16 protein-coding genes are annotated in these 20848 nt (G+C 65.2%); all 16 read right to left on the bottom strand.

The window, feature by feature from the left end; all coding sequences use genetic code 11:
- Positions 1 to 4: 4 nt before the first annotated feature.
- The 16 genes from CCR95_RS10975 to CCR95_RS10900 all read right to left on the bottom strand — a co-directional run bounded on the left by CCR95_RS10975 (position 5) and on the right by CCR95_RS10900 (position 20780).
- Positions 5 to 445, bottom strand: a complete 441-nt coding sequence (locus CCR95_RS10975) for a hemerythrin domain-containing protein (RefSeq protein ID WP_201094277.1) — start codon at positions 443 to 445, stop codon at positions 5 to 7.
- A gap of 229 nt (positions 446 to 674) precedes the next feature.
- Complete coding sequence (locus tag CCR95_RS10970; RefSeq protein WP_242523180.1) at positions 675 to 1298, bottom strand: hypothetical protein; 624 nt, start codon at positions 1296 to 1298, stop codon at positions 675 to 677.
- Positions 1295 to 3637 (bottom strand): molybdopterin-containing oxidoreductase family protein, encoded by a 2343-nt coding sequence (locus CCR95_RS10965; RefSeq protein ID WP_201094276.1) that lies wholly within the window; start codon positions 3635 to 3637, stop codon positions 1295 to 1297. The genes CCR95_RS10970 and CCR95_RS10965 overlap by 4 nt, the downstream gene beginning before the upstream one ends.
- A gap of 44 nt (positions 3638 to 3681) precedes the next feature.
- Positions 3682 to 4776, bottom strand: a complete 1095-nt coding sequence (locus tag CCR95_RS10960; RefSeq protein WP_201094275.1) for a tellurite resistance/C4-dicarboxylate transporter family protein — start codon at positions 4774 to 4776, stop codon at positions 3682 to 3684.
- 166 nt (positions 4777 to 4942) lie between these two features.
- The gene (locus tag CCR95_RS10955) at positions 4943 to 6484 is read right to left on the bottom strand and encodes a respiratory nitrate reductase subunit gamma (RefSeq protein ID WP_201094273.1); all 1542 of its coding nucleotides are present in this window, start codon (positions 6482 to 6484) and stop codon (positions 4943 to 4945) included.
- Entirely contained in the window at positions 6484 to 7209 is a 726-nt protein-coding gene (locus tag CCR95_RS10950) for a nitrate reductase molybdenum cofactor assembly chaperone (protein ID WP_201094271.1), read from the bottom strand. Before CCR95_RS10950 ends, CCR95_RS10955 begins: the two co-directional genes overlap by 1 nt.
- Before the next feature lie 2 nt (positions 7210 to 7211).
- Positions 7212 to 8762: a nitrate reductase subunit beta gene (narH, locus tag CCR95_RS10945; protein WP_201094269.1), complete on the bottom strand. Its 1551-nt coding sequence runs from the start codon at positions 8760 to 8762 to the stop codon at positions 7212 to 7214.
- A gap of 4 nt (positions 8763 to 8766) precedes the next feature.
- Complete coding sequence (locus tag CCR95_RS10940) at positions 8767 to 12546, bottom strand: nitrate reductase subunit alpha (RefSeq protein ID WP_201094266.1); 3780 nt, start codon at positions 12544 to 12546, stop codon at positions 8767 to 8769.
- On the bottom strand, positions 12543 to 13409 hold the full coding sequence (locus tag CCR95_RS10935; protein ID WP_201094264.1) for a hypothetical protein: 867 nt from the start codon (positions 13407 to 13409) through the stop codon (positions 12543 to 12545). The genes CCR95_RS10940 and CCR95_RS10935 overlap by 4 nt, the downstream gene beginning before the upstream one ends.
- A gap of 561 nt (positions 13410 to 13970) precedes the next feature.
- A complete protein-coding gene (locus CCR95_RS10930) occupies positions 13971 to 14582 on the bottom strand; it encodes a NapC/NirT family cytochrome c (RefSeq protein WP_201094262.1) in 612 nt (203 codons plus the stop codon).
- A gap of 49 nt (positions 14583 to 14631) precedes the next feature.
- Positions 14632 to 15057 carry a nitrate reductase cytochrome c-type subunit gene (locus CCR95_RS10925; RefSeq protein WP_201094261.1) on the bottom strand — a complete coding sequence of 142 codons (426 nt, stop codon included), beginning with the start codon at positions 15055 to 15057 and terminating at the stop codon, positions 14632 to 14634.
- A gap of 8 nt (positions 15058 to 15065) precedes the next feature.
- Entirely contained in the window at positions 15066 to 16001 is a 936-nt protein-coding gene (gene napH / locus CCR95_RS10920) for a quinol dehydrogenase ferredoxin subunit NapH (protein ID WP_201094260.1), read from the bottom strand.
- Positions 16002 to 16868, bottom strand: coding sequence for a ferredoxin-type protein NapG (gene napG / locus CCR95_RS10915; protein WP_201094259.1), 867 nt, complete (start codon positions 16866 to 16868; stop codon positions 16002 to 16004). It abuts the gene before it with no gap.
- Positions 16869 to 17082: 214 nt separating this feature from the next.
- Positions 17083 to 19653, bottom strand: a complete 2571-nt coding sequence (napA, locus tag CCR95_RS10910) for a nitrate reductase catalytic subunit NapA (protein WP_207188590.1) — start codon at positions 19651 to 19653, stop codon at positions 17083 to 17085.
- Positions 19654 to 19680: 27 nt separating this feature from the next.
- Positions 19681 to 20013: a chaperone NapD gene (locus CCR95_RS10905; RefSeq protein ID WP_201094257.1), complete on the bottom strand. Its 333-nt coding sequence runs from the start codon at positions 20011 to 20013 to the stop codon at positions 19681 to 19683.
- Positions 20010 to 20780 (bottom strand): cyclic nucleotide-binding domain-containing protein, encoded by a 771-nt coding sequence (locus CCR95_RS10900; protein ID WP_201094256.1) that lies wholly within the window; start codon positions 20778 to 20780, stop codon positions 20010 to 20012. The genes CCR95_RS10905 and CCR95_RS10900 overlap by 4 nt, the downstream gene beginning before the upstream one ends.
- Positions 20781 to 20848 lie beyond the last annotated feature (68 nt).

Genomic DNA, 20848 nt, shown 5'->3' with positions numbered 1-20848 from the left:
GGACTCAGATCCCGAGCCGCGCGGCCAGGCGCGCGCCCTCTTCGCCCAGGGCGCGATCCGCAAGCGGATAGAGCATGCCCTCTTCTTGGGCATTGTGCTGCTGGATCATGAAATGGAGCGTCTCGCCGAGGCCCGCGTACTCGGCGGCGTCCCCGGCGCTCGCGGCCTCGCCCAGGTCGGCGAGCAGTTGGCGGATCTGCGTGTGCTGCTGGCGCATCATCTCAGTGGGACCCGCCGACAGCGGCGAGACGTTTTCCAACGGCGGGAACAGCACCTCTTCCTCGAAGACGAAATGGCGTTCCATCGCCGCGCGGAAGGCGTCGGTCTCGCGCGCGACCTGGGACCAGTCGACCGCGCGCCCGGAGACCTCCACGGCGGCGAGCAACCGGTCACAGCGGCGATGATCTGCGGTCAGGGTATCGGTGATGGCGGAGGACGCGGACATGGGAGTTCCTCTTGGTCTGGATCGGCGGTCAGGAGCGGGTCAGGATTGGCGGTCGGGATGGGCGGCGACGCGAACGGCGCCGACCGGACGCGGCTGTCGTGGATTCTCGGTCCGCCCCAGGGACGCTTTCCTTGACTTAGGTCATGCCGTCTCCGGGCACCCCGCGCCGTCGCGATCCGCTCGATGGGCGCGCGGATCCGCATCGCCCCCGCTCAGTGTCGCGGGCTGGTCACAAGGCGACCCCGTGACCGCCGGCGACCATGAACATCAGCATGGGAATCGAGAGCACGGCATTGATCCGCGCGACGGTGGCGATGGTCTTCCTGGCCCGGGCGAGATCCGCCTCGCCTTCCGATTTCGCGAGCCCCATGACCTTCTTCTGATTCGGCCAGAGCACGAGCCAGACGTTGATCAGCAGAATCGTCCCCAGCCAGACGCCGATCCCCATGGGCAGTCCGTAGGCGGTATCGCCGCCGCGACTCAGACCCAAAGTGAAGGCGGCCAGCAACTGGTCGGTGCGGGCCAGATACCAGGCGCCGCTCAACCAGGTCGCCAGTGCCGCCCAGCGGAACCAGAGCAGCGCCCTGGGCAAGATGTACTTGCCGATCGCGGCGGGTCCCGGTCCGCTCGGATCGGCGGTGGCCGCCGCGATCGCGGGCATCTGGACGAAGTTGAAGTAATAGAGCAGCCCGACCCAAAGGATGCCGGCGACGATGTGCGCCCAGCGCACGAAGGCCAGCTCATCGAAATCCAGCAGCCCATCGCCGCTGATAAGATGGACGATCATGGCGAGCAGCAGGGAGATGAGCAGCCCTGCAATCCAGACCCCTTTGATCGAATGCAATGGATTCATGACGAACCTCCAAGTGTGGTGACAGCAGTTGGGGACGGGCCGTCGAGCGCGATCGAGCAGGGATAACCGCGCATCGCGTTGGAGCCGCTGGCCGGATCGAAACGTGCGTCGTCGATCAGCGCGTTGTAGTTGAAGCGGTCGATGGCGTAGTCCGGCAAACCGAGTTCCGGACAGGACTCCCACCATCCGTATTGCGCGCACAGGGTGTTGGCCGCGATCCCGGCGGTGATGCGGGCGCGCGCGCGCATCGAGCCGACCGCTGACTGGATCCGGACCCAATCCCCTTCCGAGATCCCCGCGCGTTCGGCCAGCTCCGGATCCAGCTCGACCAGCGGCTCGGGTAGCTTGCCGCGCAGCGCCGGCAAGGCATGGTGTTGACTGTGACAGTAATAGGGCGATTTCCCCGTGGTGAGCCGCAGTGGATAGGGATCGCTCACGGGTAGCCTGTCGATCTCGAACGCCGGAAGCGGGGATTGCCCCACGTCCAGCAGGGCTTCGGAATAGAGTTCGAGTCGCCGGGTGGGCGTTGCGAAGCCATGGCGCCGATAGGAGCGATCTTCCGTCGCGAGCGGCAGCAGCACCCCCTCAGGATGGCGCTCCAACTCCTCAAGCGAAATTCCGGTCGGGGCGATCTGATGGCGCATCCCCGCCCGTTGGTCGCCGTCGAAGAAGCGGTCTCCCAGACCAAGCCGCTCCGCGAGCGCGAAGACGATGGCGGTATCCGACCGGCTCTCGCCCATCGGGGGGAGCACCGCTTGACGGTACTGCAGCCAGGCCGAGCCTCGCTCGCCGAGCTGGAATCCGGCCGCCAGGCCATCGCGCTCCCAGGGCGATGCCACCGGAAGCACCAGATCGGCCTCATCCGCCGTGGGGTTGAGGAACAGATCCGCGTGGACATGGAAATCGAGGGTACGCAAGGCCGGCACGAGGGTTGGCGTGTTGGGTTTGGTGAGCAGCGGATTGGCGCCGAAGCTCAGCAGACCCCGCACCGGGTAGGGCTCGACGTCGAGCACCGCGCGGGCGAAATCCCGGCTCGTGACCCAGCCCCTGGCGGGTGGACCGAGGGGCCGCTCCGCACGCCCAAGGGTCTTGCCGATCTGGTCTGGCGGCAGCAGATCCAGGCCCATGATGTCATTGAGCGGCGGCGCGGCGAAGCGCCGGTTGCCGCCGGAAGCCCCGAAGTCGCCGGTCAGCGCATGGAGCAGCCCGATCGCGCGGCCGGTCTGGGTGGCGTCCGCCTGCTGGCAGATCCCGGCCCAATGGAAGAAGCTGACGGGTCCGGACGTCTGCAGGAGACGCGCGGTCTCGCGAATCTGGTCCTCGGGAAGGCCGCAGAGGGCCGCCGCGCGCGCTGGCGGATACTCGGCGCAGCGCTCGGCCAGACACTGAAAGGCCGGCCGGCATTGCACCGGATGGCCGCGCTCCCGCACCACCCGGTCCCCGAAGAGCGCCGCGCGCGCCGGCGGTCCGTCCGGATAGCGACCGCTGGTCGGATCATAGGCCAGCGGCCGTTGCCGGCCGGAATCCCAGACCATCAGGGCATCGCCATCGGTGCGCACGAAGCGACCGTTATCGGCGCGCACCAGCAGAGGGCCATTCGACCAGCGCGCGATGAACTGCGCGTCGTACCAGCCGTGCTCGATCAGTTCCCCGGCGATCGAGAGCGCCAGGATGCCGTCGGTTCCGGGGCGCACCGCGAGCCACTGGTCGGCGGATGCCGCGAGCCCGACCCGACGGGGATCGACCACGATCAGCCGTGCGCCGCGACGCCGGGCCTGCGCCGCCTCCCGCGCAAAGGCGGGCCAAGAGGTGGACGGATTGAATCCCCAGAAGAGCATACAGCCGGTGTGCTCGAAGTCCGGGACGCCGATGTTCGATCCGAACGTCAGGGCGCTGCCGAAGTCCTTATGCCAGTTACAGTTCTCGGTCGCGAAGAGGACGTTCGGGCTGCCGAAGGCATGGGCCAGACGATGGATCCAGCCGAAGGCGTCCGCGACGGCGGTTCCGCTCGGTGTGGTGACCCCGAAAACGACCGATTCCGCGCCATGCCGATCCGCGCTCGCGCGCATCCGCTCCGCCGTGAAGCTCAGTGCCTCTTCCCAGGAGACGCGCCGCCAGCCGGGGTCGCCCTCCCCTTTCGGACGCGTGCGCATCAGCGGATGCAGCAGTCGCCGCTCGCTATGCACCAGCTCCGGGGCCGCCCGCCCCTTGATGCAGAAGCTACCGCCGGTCGGGTGCTCGGGATCGGGACGCACCCCGATCAAGCGCCCGTCCTCGACGCTGGAAATGGCTCCGCAGCGTGAAATGCAGAGCGGGCAATAACCACGGATCTCATGCATGGGCGATGGCTCCTGTGAACCGAAAGGGCGCGTCACTCCGAGGGTCATTCAGTCCGCGAACAGTCCGCGAAGCCTTGGGCCAGCGCGCGGAGGTTTCGGATCAGACGCCGCAGCAGGCCGAAAAAGGTCAGCCCCCAGGCGGCAAGCGCGATCGGGAGCGTGATCGCGGGGAGCCGCGTCAGTCCCTCCAGGTCCAGGGCCAGCGCCAACTGATAGGTGCTAGCCGTATACATCCCGAGCGGAAAGACCGCGCCCCAGAGCATGGGTGTGTAGACGATGGGGACACGCCGAACACCATGGGTCCAGATTCCGAGACCGATGAGCAGTGGAATCCACCAGGTGCCGGCAGCCCAGAAGAAGAGCGTGAAGCCTTTCACGAAAGGGCTCAGATCGAGCAGCAGCGGCGAGGCCCCGGCGTGCAGGATCAGAATGGCGCCGGCCTGGGTCGCGATCGCGGTCGCGCCCATGTTGATCCAGTACGGGGGGGTGATGTTGACGGGCTCGACGGGCTTGAAGGTCAGCCGGTAGAAGACCAGGCTCATGATGTTGATGTAGAGCATGCAGCCCATCAGATAGAAGAGCAGACAGAGAAAAAGGATGCTCTCCTGTCGATCCGGGAGGCGCTCGGCGACCAGTGTCCCGAGCACCGCGATGGACTGGGTCGCGACCGACGCGATCAGCCAGACGCCGCTCAAGCCCGTCACCAACGAAGGCTTTTCCGGCTGAACGATGATGCTGGTGAAAAAGGCGTAGGTGATCAGCAGCCAGAGCGCCAGCGCCAGAACCCACAACCCCGCCGCCAGGTCCGTTTGGCCGGTGAACGTGAGGATCTGGACCCCGATCACGCTGGTTCCCGCAACCATGGTGAAGTAGCCCGGCCCCAGGGCGTGCGCCCGCAGATCGCCCATCAGGCGGACCGGGTAGAGGAACAGGCGCAGCAGGGTCATGACCCACAGAACAGCGAAAGCGATGAGGTTGATGAGAAACAAGGGGATCGCGACCCAATACAGCCCCACCGTCTCGCTCGCAATGGACACGATGCCCGTGGCCATCACGAGCGCGAACGAGGCTGGAGGGAGGTTCGCGATCCAATTCCCAAACAGACTCGGCATGGCCCACGCAGCGGTTGGGTAGCGCATGACTCTTGTTCCGCCAGGAGTTGGAATGCCAAGGGACGCGGACCCGTAAAGATGTCAAAGGCCCCGGTACGTTCCTCAACCGGCTGGTGCGGTTCGTCCCTGACCGCACCCTACTCACGCTTGAGGTTCGGCGTTGGGAAGATGGGTTTCGCTTCGCTCTACCCATCTACGGCCGTTGAGCACTTGCGACCTGCCCTTTCGGCAGGATGTCGTGCTCCAGATAGGCGATCAATGCCCAAATCCGCTCCGGCCCGATACTGGCGTAATGCGGCATGAGCCATTCGCCTTTCGCTCTCGGCATCCCGGCGGCGATGCGGTAATACAACTGCGTCGGGCTGGCGCCGCCCTTCAGCGGTTCGGTCCGCAGATTGCGTGGTGGAATGACGTGACCGACGGCATCCGTTCGGAGCTTGGTCAAGACCCCGTCGCCCGCGCCGGTGTCGCCGTGGCAAACGGTGCAGAGACTGGCATAGTCCTGCTTGCCCTGGGCGATCATGGCCGCCGTCGTGGCCGGACGCTCCGGGATGGCGATCCGCTCGCCAGGCTCGGGGCGATCCTTCCAGAGGAAGTTGACCGTCTCGATCAGTGAAGCCACTTGTCGTTCGGAGAGCCGGCCAAAATTCGGCATGCCTGAGCCGTGCAGTCCATTGACGATCACATGGCGCAGATCGATGTTGGAAGCGACCCCATTGCTCGTGGAGATGAACTGGAAGTGTCCGGCGGTGAGGTCGCGTGGCACGGCGCTGAAGGTCGGCGACTTGGCCCCTGGGCCATCGCCGTGACCCTTCAGGCCGTGGCAGCGGGCGCACTGACTCACATAGAGCGGATAGCCGTCGAGCACCGTCCGACCAGGCGTCGCCTCCGATGGCTCCGCTGTGGTCGTCTTGGCCTGCGCCTCCTGAACCAGTCCATCCAGGTTGGGTCCGGGCAGGGTGAGACCGATCAGGCCCAGCACCAGGATGACGCCGACCGCCAGATAGGTCATATAGGACTTATCCGTGACTCCTTTGAACTCCCAGCACCCCAGCACCCAGCCGTTCTGGAACTTCTTGGCGGCCGTGCGCAGCACCTGATAGGGCCGGACAAAATAGTTGACCGGCAGCGTCCAGGCGTGGATCAGCTTGGTGAAGGGGAAATAGGCCGCGAAGGCGAAGGCCAGCAGCACATGGAGCTTGGTGAGTAATGGCGCGGAGGCCATCAGCTCCGGTTGCGGCGAGAAGCGCCAGAGGCTTGCGAACCAGGGTCCGGCGGTGAAGGAGACGCCCCAGATGCGATGGACCAGCGCCTGATAGATGGCGATGCCGAGGATCGCGATCAGGAAGAGATGCACGGCATAGTCGTCCGGCTGGCTCATGGCGCGCATCTCCGGCACCTGGATTCGACGCGCCAGGGCGATGATGGAGCCGGCGATGGCGGCCAGGCCGCCGAGCGTCGCCATCCAGAAGAAGGCCCCGACCCAGGCGCCCCAGCCCAGGATGCCGCCGATCAGCCCGGCGAGATGGCCGAAGAAGACCAGGAAGATGCCCCAGTGCAGCAGGTGCGCCGCCAGGCCCAGGATGTCGCGGCCGAGAAAGATCCCGCTGGCGCGGGTGCTCATGCCAAAGGGCCGGTAGACCATGCGGATGAAGGGCACCACGAAGAAGAGCGTGAGCGCCACATAGGGAAAGACGCCCCAGATCAGATAACTCGAACCAAGATAGTCGTTCATCAGCGTTCCCACCCTGTCATTGACAGACCTTGAGAAGACGGCACTTCGGCCGGGCTACCCATGCGCACCGGGATGGTCGCCTTGACCTCCGGATCGAGCCAGACCGGGTCGTCGGCGAGACGCTCCTGGTCTTCCTCCGCAACCGACTCCAGCGCCTCCATCAACAGGTCATAGACGCTCTCGTATTTCTGCAGCGCCTTGCGCATCGGTGGAATGCCCGGCAGGAGATACTGGTCGACGAAGCGTCGTCGCAGACCGATACCGTCGCGCTCCGGGTGGTCGGCGCTGATCGCCAGGAACTCGATCATCACCGGTAGGAAATCCGGCAGTTCCGCCCCCGCCAGGTCGAACCCGAAGTGCTCGTACATGGCCTTGAGTTCGATCATGTACTGGTTGCGCCCGCAGGCCCCCGCGCCCCGGCAGGAGTTGGGCTCGTCATAGAGATGCGCCCCCAGATAGAGCGGACAGGGCGGCGTCAGCTCCAGGGTCTGGGTGTATTCATCGACGTCGTGCGCGGTTGGGGAGTCCAGGAAACGCTCGATGCTGTCACGCATCGGCGTCCGTGGCAGGGCTTCGAGGTAGCGCTCCAGCCGTCCGGCATCCCGGACGGCTGGATTGAGCAACAGCTCCGCGATCACCCCGTACATGGCCCCGAGATCCCAGCCCGCCGACCCCGTCGATCCCAATTCCTGCGCGAAGGATTCAGTCAGTCGGACGGCGCTCATGGTCAGCTCCCCACACCCATCTTGTTGCCGTGGAAGGAGGTGCGCCGCTTGGGACTCTGTTCCGGAGCCAAGAGGTCGTACCCGGTGAAGCCGCGCTCCAGATAGGGCGCGTTGTCGGTGTCCTCGGTGCGCGAGGTGGCGATGACGAAGCGCTCGTGGAAATGCGCCAGCGACAGCAGCCGGTGCATGTGCCGCGCCTGCTCGACGGTCAGCCCGACGGCCTTGAGGATGCTGTCGTCGGTGCGGCCCTCGACCCGCTCCTGCCGCCGGAACTCGCGCAGCGCGAGCTGACGCAGCAGCGCCGTCTCGACCAGCTCGGTATTGCCGGCCGCCAGCAGACGCGCCAGATACTCGATCGGGATGCGGAACTCCTTGAGGTCCGGCAGCACCGTTCCGCCATCGACCATGTCGAGCGTGCCCCGCTCGTTCGGCTTGGCCGTCTGCACCGGACTCTCCGGCGGGATGTAGAAGAGACTGGGCAGGGTGCGGAACTCCGGATGCAGCGGCAGCGCGATCTCCCACTCCTTGACCATCTTGAAGACCGGCGAGCGGCGGCAAGCGTCCAGCCAGTTGTCCGAGATCCCCTGGCGCTTGGCCTCGGCGATGACCTCCGGATCGAAGGGGTCGAGGATGATCTCGCGATGGCGCGCCACCAGATCCTTCTCGTCCTTGGTGTTGGCCACCTCGGCGACCCGATCCAGGTCGTAAAGCAGCGGCCCCAGATAGCGGATGCGCCCGACGCAGGCCTGGAAGCACATCGGCGGCTGGCCGGTCTCCAAGCGCGGGAAGCAGAGGATGCACTTCTCCGACTTGCCGGTGCGCCAGTTGTAGTAGGTCTTCTTGTAGGGACAGCCCGAAACGCAATAGCGCCAGCCCCGGCAGCGATCCTGGTCGATCAGGACGATGCCATCCTCCTCGCGCTTGTAGTTGGCCCCCGAGGGACAGGAGCCGACGCACGCCGGATTGAGGCAGTGGTTGCAGATCCGGGGCAGGTACATCATGAAGGACTGCTCGAACTTCAGCAGTGCCTTGCGGGCCTCCGGTGTCATGTCGCTGAAGTTGTAGTCGAGCGAGCCGGTCCCCTCCTCGTGCGTGCCGGCGCCGTTGTCCTCCCAGTTGACCCCATAGGTCAGCTCAATGTCCTCCTCGCCCGTGATCTGCGACTTGGGACGCGCGACCGGCTGCGAATACTTGGTCGGCTGCTCCGAATGCAGATCCTCGTAGGTGAAGGTGAAAGGCCCCTTGCCGTAGTAATCATTCATCTGCGGCAGCACGGGGTTGTAGAAGAGACTGATCATCTCCCAGAAACGCGACGCCTGATTGAGCTTGGGAACATCGCCCTCCGGGTCCTGCTTCCAGCCGCCCCGGTACTTCACCTGGTTCTCCCACTGCTTGGGATAACCCGCGCCGGGTTTGGTCTCGACGTTGTTCCAGAACATGTATTCCGCGCCTTCGCGGTTGGTCCAGACGTTCTTGCACGCAATGGTGCAGGTTTGACAACCCAGACACTTATCCAGGTTGAAGACGATTCCCATCTGTTGCTTGATGCGCATGAGGTTATGCCCCGACGTTGAGCTGCGACTCTTGATAGATGACCTTCCGCCCGCGCGTCTCCATCGGCTTCTTGCGGATCAGCACCACGCAGTCGCGCTCCGATGGACTGGTGCCCTGGTAGTTGAGCCAATAGGTCCAGTTGGCATAGCCGCCGACCATGGTGGCCGGGTTCATCATGATCCGGGTGGTGGCGTTGTTATTGCCGCCGCGCAGATCGCTGACGCCCCGTTCCCTGGCGAGCGAGGAGAAGGGCACGTTCACATGCCGCTCGGTCTGGTGATAGACGATCGACATGTCGCGCGGGACCGTGTGGCTGACCACGGCGCGGGCGACCTGGATGCCGTTCTCGTTGAAGATCTCCACCCAGTCGTTGTCCTTGACGTCGATGTCGCGGGCGTCGTCGTCGTTGATCCAAACCGTCGGCCCGCCGCGGAACATGTTCTGCATCTGCCAGGAGTCGCCGAACATGCTGTGGATGCCCCACTTCTGATGCGGGGTGATGAAGCGGAACAGCTTGGCCCCTTTCATCTGGATGTCCTTCTGGGCCACATCGCCGATCGACACCATGTCCACGGGCGGCTTGTAGACCGGGAAGTCCTCGCCGAGGTCGCGGAACATGCGGTGGTCGTAATAGATCTCCTGCCGTCCGGTCAGGGTGTGGAAGGGTTTCAGGGCCTCGATGTTGAGCGTCCAGGGCGAGTAGGTCCGGCCCTTGGTCTCGATCGCGGACCAATGGGGCGAGGTCAGGGCGCGCCGGGGCTGGGAGATGAGATCCGGGTAGTGATAGGCGGTCTCGCGCTCCGGCTCGACGATGTGCGCGAGCGGCACCCCGCAGCGCTTCTCCAGGTTCTTGAAGATCTGGTAGGACAGCTCGCCGTCGCTCTCCGGTGAGATGCGCAGGATGACCTCGCACACCTTTGCCGCCGTTTCCATGTTCGGCCGGCCCTGCTTCTCGCCGACCAGATAGCTCTCCTTCATCTGCTCGTAAGCCTCGGCGAGATCGCCCTTGATCCCCTTGGCGCCATAGCCGTAGGGCTTGGTGACCGCCGGACCCAGGGTGGTGTACATGTCGTGAATCTTGGTGTAGTCCCGTGTCACAACGCTGACGTTCGGGAAGGTCTTGCCCGGAATCGGCTCGCTCTCCCCGGTCCACCAGTCGCGCAGCTCGCCCATGGGTTGCGCCATCTCGTCGGGCGTGTCCGTGCTCAGCGCCGTCATCACCAGATCCTCGATCGGGTCCGGCAGATGGGTCTTGGCCAGCGCGCTGACCTTCTCGGCGATGATCCGGAAGGCCTCCCAGTCGTGCTTGGACTCGTAGGCCGGGTCATGCGCCGGCGTGAAGGGATGCAGGAAGGAATGCAGATCCGTGCAGGTGAGGTCGAACTTCTCGTACCAGTGCGCCGTGGGGAGCACGATGTCGGAGTAGTTGGCGGAGGAGTCCATCCGCAGATTGACGTTGTAGATGAGATCCAGCTTCCCGAGCGGCGCGTTCTCGGTCCAGTCGATCTCGTTGACCATGTCCTTGGCGCGGGTCTCGCCGCCCAGCACATTGTTGTGGGTGCCGAGCATGTGCTTCAGGTTCAGCTCGTGCCCGCGCATGCTGGTGCCGATGAGATTGCCGCGATAGATCCAGAGCACCTTCGGGTGGTTCCTGGGCGAGTCCACGTTGGGCAGCGCGAACTTGAGCTTGCGCTCCTTGAACTGCTTCGCGACCCAGGTCTTGACCTCGTCCAGGCTCTCGCAGCCGGCCTTGCGCGCGTCCTGCATCACATCCGTGGGATTGCGCTCGTCGAACTGCGGGAAGAAGGGCAGCCAGCCGTTGCGCACCGCGACCGCGTTCATATCGGCGGCATGATTGGCCTTGGCCGGCATCTCCTTGGCACGCGGCGCCCAGAGCGGGTCCAGGCTCATGCCGTCGTAGCGCCACTGATCCGTGTGGAAGTAGAAGTAGGAGGTGGAGTTCATCTGCCGCCCGACGTTGCCCCAGTCGGCCGCGTTGCCGATGGTGCCGATGGCGGCCATGTTGCGGATCTTCTCGGTGCCCACGTAGTGCGCGAAGCCGCCGCCGTTGCGCCCCTGACAGCCGGTCAGAATCCCCATGACCGCCTCGGAGCGATAAGTCAGGGAGCCGCCGTGGTACCAGTGCAGGATGCCCGAGCCGGTGATGAAGAGACACTTGCCCTGAGTCTTTTCGGCGGTGTCCGCCCATTCGCGCGCCACCCGGATCGCCAGGTTGCGGTCGACGCCGGTCTCCTGCTCCTGCCAGGCCGGGGTATAGGCTTGGGAGGCGTCGTCATAGTCCTTGGGATAGCCCGCGCCCGAGAGCCCCCGGTTCACGCCGAAACTGGCGAGCAGCAGGTCATAGGCCGTGGAGACCCGGACCTTGGTGCCGTCCTTCTTCGTCATCATCCGGCTCGGTACGCCGCGCAGGCTCTTCTGCGCCTTCTCACCCCGCAGCGCGGTGGTGCCGAACTCGACGTTGAAGGTGTGCGTGAAGTCGGCGTACTCGACGATGACCTCCTCGTACTCGCCGTCCATCAGGGTCAGCATGGGCTCGAACGGCTGGGCCGTCACCGCGTCCTCGTTCTTGAGGTTCCAGCGTCCGGTGTTCTGCTCCTCCCAGCGGAAGCCGAGCGAGCCGCCCGGCAGGTGCAGCTCGCCGTCCTTGCCGAGACAGGGAATCTTCCAGTCGCCCAGCTCCTCGTCCTGGTAAGCCTCCAGGTCGCTGGCGCGCAGGAACCGGCCGCTCGCATAGTGGTCGCCCTCCTCGTCCAGGATCACCAGGAAGGGCAGATTGGTGTACTGCCCCACGTAGTCGTGGAAGTACTGGGAGCGGCGATTGACGTGGAACTCCTGCAGGATGACGTGGATGCAGGAGAGGATGAAGGCGGTGTCCGTGCCCGGACGTACCGGCACCCAGAGGTCCGCGAACTTGGTGACGTCCGAGTAGTCCGGCGAGAGATTAACCAGCTTGCCGCCGTTGTACTTGTGCTCGGAGGCGAAGTGCGCGTCCGCCGTGCGCGTCATCGGCAGGTTGGAGCCCATGACGATCCAGTAGGCGCTCTGGTACCAGTCGGCGGACTCGTGCACGTCGGTCTGATCGCCCCAGATCATGGGCATGACGTGCGGCAGGTCGTGATACCACTCGTAGAAGCTGAGCATGGTGCCGCCGAGCAGATTGGACAGGCGGTGCCCGGAGAGAAAACTCACCATGCTCATCGCCGGAATCGGCGAGAAAGACGCCAGATGGTCCGCCCCGTATTCCTTGATGGTGTAGACCTTGGCGGCGGCGATGATCTCGGTCGCCTCGTCCCAACTGGTGCGACGCCAGCCGGCCTTGCCGCGCGCGTTGCGATAGGCCGTGGTGCGCTCCGGGTTTTCGACGATCGCGCCCCAGGCCGCGACCGGGTCCTTGCCCGCCTCGCGCTCGGCGCGCCAGAAATCGAGCAGCACGCCACGAACGTAGGGATATTTGGGACGCACCGGGCTGTAGGGATACCAGGAGGCCGAGATTCCGCGCTGACAGCCGCGCGGCTCGTAGTTCGGCGTGTGATCGTTGATCTGGGGCCAGTCGGTCTTCTGCAGCTCCCAGGTGATCATGCCGTTCTTGACGAAGACCTCCCAGGAGCAGGAGCCGGAGCAATTGACGCTATGGCTGGTGCGCACCGACTTGTCGTACTGCCAGCGGCGCCGGTAGAAGTCCTCCCACTTGCGCGGCTCGTCCAGCTCACGGAACCAGCGGGAGCCGGCGTTCTCTGTGCTGTCGTCTTTGGTCTTGCTCATGGCCGTGCTGCCTCTTGGGTGTCCGGTTGGTCTTGCGCGCCGGTCTCGCTGGCATGCGCCAGTGAGAACGCCTTCACGAAGGGGCGGAAATCCCGCACCGTGCCGTAGATCGCCACCACCGCCGCGCGCCGCTCGTCATAGACGAGATTCACCGCCTCGGAGCGGCCGATCGGATGGGGCACGGCGTTGTTGTCGTGGTCGACCCAGTCCTCCTTCATCGCCTGCATCGAGACGTAAAGGAGATCGCCGCTCGGGTGGGCCTGCCACCAGACGCGGTAATCCCAGCCGTCCAGCTCGATCTCGCGCTGAACGGTGCGGGCCTGGGGATCGTGCGGGTCGATGTCCCATTGCAGGACCGAAACACCGATGTCGTAACTGATCGCCTCGCGCGGACCGCTGAGCGGCTTTGGCCCCCCAGGTCCATAGCCGGCCGCGGGCGCCATGTCCGGACGCCCGAGCGCGATCGCGAGCAGATCCGGCTCCGGCAGCTCGCCATCCTCCAAATACTCCGCCTGCAAGGGGGTCATGAGCCGGTTGGGCTCCGTGGTCCCGCCCCCGGCGACCCGCTTCAGCTCTTTGGCGAGATCCTCGGCGGTGCGCAGGGGCACCTCATGGACGTAGGGGGCGATACGACGGATCTGCACGTCCGCGAAATTGGCGCGCTGCAACACCGCGCGCATCTCACGCTCCATGGTCGCGACCTTCTCCTGATCGCGCGTATCGGGCTTAAACTCGACCTCCACCATGGGACCGATCGCGAGGATCTCCCCCACGAACCCCGAAGCAACGATGTCGCGCGAGAAGCCAGGGTAATGGACCTCCCGAAGCAACTCGCGCACCTGTTGCGACTGCGCATTCATCATCGTGTCTTCACTCCTCAGTCTCCGTTATCAGGCCCAGGGGCGGCGGCGCGGATGAGATCCGCAGCGCCGTCCTGGAGAGATGATCTCGACAGAGAACCTTTCGCAATGGCTATGCCAAGGGGCGGAGAGGGGCTGAAGCCGCGTAGTTAGAGGCGTTGCGGGGAGCGAGGGAATGGCGACTGAGACACTTTGTTCCCGCGATGCGGGTAGGGGTGGGCGAATCTGTCCATGTCCTTGAAGGACGCGAATTCGTGTCGGTACGTCCCCTTCTGGAGTGGCTTTCTGGCTGGAATCAATTCATCGGCGAGCCTGACGGCTCGTACATCGGCGACTTGTTACACGCTCATGCCAGCACGGCTCGCCGCATCATGGGTCGAGGACCGCGCCGTTTTCAAGTTTGAGGGTTTGAGATGCGAACTGACGGCGCACAGCACCTGGACCCAGCGCATCCTCGAACCCGCCGCGCTCGATTCCTGAATCCTTCACGCGCGGTGCCTGCGGGACACAGACTCGCGCCTGGAGCCGCCAACCAGTTCGAGGGTGGCCTGAATCCGACCCGCCTCACTCGCTCCGCGTATAGAAAATGCTCTTCCCCGGAACATCCTGCTCAGGGTCGTACTCCGTCGGCAGACTGTGGGCAATGCCCTTGTGGCAGTCGATGCAGGTCAGTCCGGCTTCCTCGGCATCCTGGTGTCCCTGCGAGCTGCGGGATTCCTGCTTGTTGTAGTCCATGGAGTCGAACTCGTGGCAGTTGCGGCATTCGCGTGAGTCGGTGCGTTTCATGGTTCGCCACACGTTCTGTGCCAGGCGAAACCGGTTCGCCTCGAACTGCTCGGGCGTGTCCAGATCGCCCTTGAAGTGATGGTAAAGCTCATTGCTCGCCTGAATCTTACGCACGATCTTGTGCACCCAATCCTTTGGTACATGGCAATCCGGGCAGATCGCCCGCACCCCAGTGCGGTTGGTGTAGTGGATGGTGTCGGTGTATTCCTGATAGACGTTGACCTTCATCTCGTGACAGGAGATGCAGAATTGCTCGGTATTGGTCGCCTCCATGGCGGTATTGAAGCCGCCCCAGAAGAGGATGCCGATGACGATGCCCACCGACAGGATGAGCCAGGTCGCGCGACGGACTGGGGACTTGGGTGCTGGGGTCTTGCTGTGCTCGGACATGATGGCCTTCCCGAATCGCTGATGGGTGCGCTGCGCTAACCTTAGAGGGTCAGCCTCCCTCGAAAACGTTGTCGACCAGCGGAATTGCCCCGGTCTGCGCGGCGTGGCACTGGGTGCAGAAGTAGCGCCTCGGCGCCAGATGGTCGAGCTTGACGCCGTCGCGATCCAGGAAGTGGCTGTCGCCCACCTTCGGGGCCTTGGCGACCTCGAAGGTCGCCGGGCTGTGGCACTTGAGGCAGCCGTTCTGGCGCAGGTCGATGTTGTATTTGTCGATCGGGTGCGGGATCATCGGCGGCTGCTTTTCCCAGCCGCGCTCGAACCCGCCAGGCACGGCCAGGGTGGGCTTGCTTGGCGTCGGACCCGAGGCGTCGCGCAGGGCGTCGCCCGGCAGCAACGCCTCGTCCGCGGCACAGATGGCGCTCGCCAGGCAGGCCGCGGCCAACCCCAATCGCATGGCTGCCGTCGCTGTATTCATCGCTTTCTCTATCCTCCCGGTTGACTGGATACGGGGTGTCGCGTCGCGGCCACCGCGCTCGCTCCGTCGCCGACTGGCTCGCTCAGGCCGAGGCCAGCGCGCCGGTACGCGAGCGTGAAGCCAAAGACGTTCTTGCCGCAGACGTCGATGCAACGTCCGCAGTTAGTGCAGTGCATGTCCGCGATGAGCGGGCCGATACCCTGGGCGGCGCCCTTCAGGGCCGGCTTGATGACCTGCGGCTCCGGGCAGATGGCGAAGCAGTCCATGCAGTCGTCGCAGCGCTCCCGCCCGGCCGCCGCGACCCGCACGGCGGGCTTCACGCCGATCAGCCCGTAGAAGGCGCCGACCGGACAGAGGTGGCCGCACCAGCCGCGGCGCACCACGAAGAGATCGTAGAGAAGCACCGCCAGCAGCAGCGTCCAGCCCCAACCCATGCCGAAGATGAGACCGCGATGGGCGATGGAGACCGGGTTGAGGTATTCCCAGGCAATGACGCCGGTCGCCAGCGGAAACAGCAGCACCAGACCGAGCAGCCAATAACGCGCATCGCGTGGAATCCGCCCGCTGGCGCGGATATCGAGGCGGCGACCCAGCCAGGCGGCCAGGTCGGTCACCAGGTTGACCGGGCAGACCCAGGCGCAGAAGACCCGTCCGCCGACCAGGGCGTAGAAGACGAGCACGATGAGCGCGCCGATCAGACCGCTCATGACCGGCCAGGCGCCCGAGAGCATCGACTGCGCCAACAGCAGCGGATCGGTAAGCGGCAGAACCTCCAGAGTCATACTGGCGGACAGGTTGCCGGTCACGATCCAGATCCCGGCCAGCGGACCGGCCAGAAAGAGCACCAGGATACCGAGCTGGCTCGCGCGCCGCAGCAACAGCCACTTGTGCGCCTTGAACCAGCCCTGCTCCGCGCGCGCGGTCCGACCGGGAAAGGCGTTCATCTAAAGCGCCCCCTTGCGGTTGAGCACGTCCAGCGGGTTGTCCGGGACCGGGCTCGCCGGTTGCCCGGGCACGACCTCCGGGATCAATCCGCGACCGCCATGCTCGTACTCCATGCCCTCGGGCAGGTTGTAGCGATGCTCGGCGTCCGGCGTGACCAGTGCCCCGCCGGCCTCGCGCTTCTGCTCCCAGCCCAAACGGTAATGCGCCCCGAGCTGTCCCTTGGCCAGATGGCGCGGCAGCACCTTGATCGCCGCCACGTCCAGGATGCACGCCTCCTCGCACTTACCGCAGCCGGTGCAATGCTCCGAGTGGACCACAGGGACGAACCGCGCGTGCTTGCCGGAGCGCGCGTTGTGCTGCATGTCGAGCGTGATCGCCTCGCCCCGGACCGGACAGACGTTGAAACAGACCTCGCAGCGCAGCCCCTGGAAGGCGATGCAGCTCTCCTGATCGATGAGCACCGCCAGCCCCATGTCGGCCTCGCGGATGTCGGTCAGGGCGTGATCGAGCGCGTTGGTCGGACAGGCCGAGACGCAAGGGATGTCCTCGCACATCTCACAGCCGGCCTCGCGGGCGATGAAATAAGGCGTCCCGGTCGGGACTTCCTCGCCCAGCTTGGCGAGGTGCAGCATGTCGAACGGACAGTCGCGCACACAGAGACCACAGCGGATACAGGCCCCGTTGAAATCGTCCTCCGGCAGCGCGCCCGGTGGGCGGATTGCCCAGGCCGGCAGGCTGGTCGCGCCCTGGCTGTAGAGGCCCAGCCCGAGCCCGAGCAGACCGACGCCGCAGGCCGTTTTCATCACGCTTGCGATGAACTGGCGGCGGTCCAAGGTCTTGCCGGACTTTTGGCGTTCGGTGCTCATAGGGATGGTTTCAGTTGGCAGTTGGCAGTTGGCAGTTGGCAGTTGGCAGACTGCGGGTGGATCGGCTTACGCCCAGCCAACCACGCCTCTGGTGACGCAGCTCTAGCTGCGTCACCCGCGAGACGAAGCTCTGCTTCACCTAGCCCGCGCAGACGTGAAGCAGAGCTTCATCGCTCGGGTCACGAAGCTGGAGCTTCGTGACCAGAAAGCGCGATCAGGCCCGCACCACCTTGCAGGCGCATTTCTTGTAATCCGTCTCCTTCGATAGCGGGTCCGTGGCGTCCAGGGTCAGCTTGTTCACCAGGCGGTTGGCGTCGAACCAAGGGACGAAGACCAGACCATTGGGCGGGCGGTTGCGGCCTCGGGTCTCGACGCGGGCCTTGATCTCGCCGCGCCGGGTGGAGATGACCGCGACTTGGCCGTCGCGCAGCCGGCGCTCCTTGGCGTCCTCTTTGCTCATGTAGATGACCGCGTCGGGCACCGCGCGATACAGCTCCGGCACGCGGCGAGTCATGGAGCCGGAGTGCCAGTGCTCCAGCACCCGGCCGGTGCAGAGCCAGAGGTCGAACTCGGCGTCCGGGCTTTCGGCGGCCGGCTCGTAGGGCGCGAAGATGATGTTCGCGCGCCCGTTGGCGTTGCCGTAGAAATAGACGTCACCCTTGGTGACCTCGGGGTTGTAATGCCGCACATGGGGGTCATAACCCTCGCGGAAGCGCCACAGGGTCTCCTTGCCGTCGATCACCGGCCAGCGCAGACCGCGCGCCTGGTGGTAGGCGCCGAACTCGGCCATCTCATGGCCCCGCTTGAGGATGTCCGGACCCGTGTTGAACATCCGGTACTCCTCGAACAGACCCTTTTGGACGTAGTAGCCGAAGTCCTTGCTCTCGTGGTTGTCGTACTCGTTGCCCCGGTCGTCGACGACCTTGCCATCGAAGGGGAACCTGTCGACCTGACCGTTGGTGTAGAGCACCTGATAGAGGGTCTTGCCGGCGTACTTGGGCATCGTTTCGATCAACTCTGGCGGCCAGACCTCCTCCACCTTGAAGCGCTTGGCGAACTCCATGATCTGCCAGAGGTCTGACTTGGACTGACCCGGACCCGACACCTGCTCGCGCCAGAACTGGGTGCGCCGCTCGGCATTGCCGTAAGCGCCTTCCTTCTCGACCCACATGGCGGTGGGTAGCACCAGATCGGCGGCCTGGGCGGAGACGGTCGGATAGGGATCGGAGACGGTGACGAAGACCTCCGGGTTGCGCCAGCCGGGATAGGATTCCTCGTTGAGATTGGCGGCGGCCTGCATGTTGTTGTTGCACATCTGCCAGTAGCAGTTGAGCTTGCCGTCTTTCATCATGCGGTGCATGAGCACGGCGTGATAACCGACCTTGCCGGGGACCGTTCCGCTCGGCAGCTTCCAGATCTTCTCCGCGAAGGCGCGATGCTCAGGCTTGGTGACGACGAGATCCGCCGGCAACCGGTGGGCGAAGGTGCCGACCTCGCGCGCGGTCCCGCAGGCCGATGGCTGGCCGGTGAGCGAGAAGGGGCTGTTGCCGGGCTCGGAGATCTTGCCCATCAGCAGATGGATGTTGTAGCAGCCGTTGTTGGCCCAAACGCCCCGGGTGTGCTGGTTGAAGCCCATGGTCCAGAAGGAACTGACTTTCTTGTTGGGGTCGGCATAGGCCCGTGCCAGGCGCAGCAGGTTCTCCTGGGGCACGCCGGATAGCTCCGAGGTGTATTCCAGGGTATAGGGCGCGACCTGTTTGGCGAATTCCTCGAAGCTCGACGGGAGTTTCTTGTCGACGCCCGCGTTGGCGGCCCGCTTCTCTAGCGGATGCTCGGGCCGCAGTCCGTAGCCGATATCGGTGGTCGCGGTCTCGAACTGGACGTGTTTGTCGATAAATGCCTGGTCATAGGACTTGGTCTCGATGATGTAGTTGGCGATGTAGTTGAGGATCGCCAGATCGGTCTGAGGCGTGAAGACGATGGGGTTGTCGGCCAGCTCGAAGCAGCGGTGCTCGTAGGTCGAGAGCACATGCACCTCGCAGCCCGGCCGCGACAGGCGCGTATCGGTCAGACGCGACCAGAGGATGGGGTGCATCTCGGCCATGTTGGCGCCCCAGAGCACGAAAACATCGGCATGCTCCAGATCGTCGTAACAGCCCATGGGCTCGTCGATGCCGAAGGCGCGCATGAAGCCGACCACGGCGGTGGCCATGCAGTGCCGGGCGTTGGGGTCCAGGTTGTTGGAGCGCAGCCCGGCCTTGAGCAGCTTGGAGGCGGCGTAGCCTTCCCAGACCGTCCACTGACCGGAGCCGAACATGCCGACCCGCGAGGTCATCTCGTCGACCGTCTTGTCCTGGTTCTCCGCCATGGAGCGGCGAATGGATTTCTTCCACTGCTCCGCCATGACGTCGAAGGCTTCGTCCCAGCTCACCGCCTCAAACTCGCCGTCCTTGTGGAACTGGCCGTCTTTCTTGCGCAGCAGCGGCTGGGTCAGGCGGTCCTGTCCATAGAGGATCTTGGGCAGGAAGTAGCCCTTGATGCAGTTCAGCCCCCGGTTGACCGGCGCGTCCGGATCGCCCTGGCTGGCGACCACATGGCCGTCCTTGACGCCGACCAGCACCGAGCAGCCGGTGCCGCAGAAGCGGCAGGGCGCCTTGTCCCAGCGAATACCCAGATCCGCCGCCGGGTCCGGGGCCTGGGCCGACGCCCCGCCGGGCAGTACCACGCCAGCTGCGGCGGCGGCGGCCAGCACCGCCTGGGACTTGATGAATTCACGCCGGGTCATGGTCACGGGCGGTTCCTCCTGGGGTGTTCAATGTGCGTTCGCGTGGACTGGGGAGGCATACGGGTCCGCGCGCAGGGCGCGTCCGTCGCAGTGATAGATGAGGATGGCGTTGATCACCCCCTCGATCAGGTTGAGCGCCCCGAGCCGATCGGCCGCCAGGTGTCCGGCCTGGTCTTCGATGCTGACCACCAGCCTGTCGACATCCATCCCGCCATGGACCTCGACGCCGGGCAGCGCCTCCAGGTAGGCGGCGACCGCCTGTCCACGGCCAGGCTTGACCTGCACCACGCAGCTCAGGATGTCCCCATCGGTCGGCTCATCGACCGGCTCGACCGGACTGGCCTCTGGCATCGGATTCATGCTGACTGGACTCCCATGGCAAGGGGTCTCCTCTCCCAGCGCGCCGTTGCGCTCCACTGGGATCCGTCGATCCCGGCCAGGGCGCGCAGCCGCGTCAGGGAGGGAATGCGGATCTGACGTCGCTCGACCTCGATCAGCCCCCGCCGCGCCAGTCCGTGCAGCTCGCGCGAGAAGGTCTCGGGCGATACGTTGAGACAGGAAGCGACGACCAACTTGGCGGCCGGCAGGGTGAGGCTGGCCTGATCCGCCGCCGCCCGGCTGGTTTGGGCCTCGCGCAGCAGGAATCCCGCGACCCGCTGCCCCGCCGAATGCAGACAGCAAGCCTCCAGATCGGCGGTGAGCCGCTGGGTGCACTGGGCCATGAGCGTCAGCATCCGGAAGGCGACCTCCGGCCAGCGCTCCATGGCACGGCGCACCCGAGGCAGCCGCACATGCAGCAGACGCGCGTCGGTCAACGCCTGCGCATGGAGCGGATAAGGCTCGCCGAGAAAGGCCGCCGCCTCCGCGAAGGTCTGACCCGGCAGCACGATATCCAGCACCCTCTCCGCGCCATCGGACGAGAGCACGGCAAGCTTGACCCGCCCCTCAAGCAGCACGTAGAACCCATCGAGCCGCTGGCCCTTCTCGCACAGCACCTGATCGCGCGTCGCCGAGCGCTCGCGACAGCCGCCCGCGATCGCGCGCAACGCCTCGCGCGGCAGAGACCGGAAACCGGGAACCGTCTCAAGCAGCGGAAGAGAGGCATTCTCGAGGTCTGGGCGATTCACGTCGGCGCGGTCCTCTCGGTGGCATGGCGGTCACGGTCCGCCAAAATTCTTGATTTAGCGCAAGACTA

Source organism: Thiocystis minor, assembly GCF_016653465.1.
GTDB lineage: Bacteria > Pseudomonadota > Gammaproteobacteria > Chromatiales > Chromatiaceae > Chromatium > Chromatium minus.
Note: the sequence above shows the minus strand (reverse complement) of the source record. Positions and strands in the feature narration are given on the sequence as shown.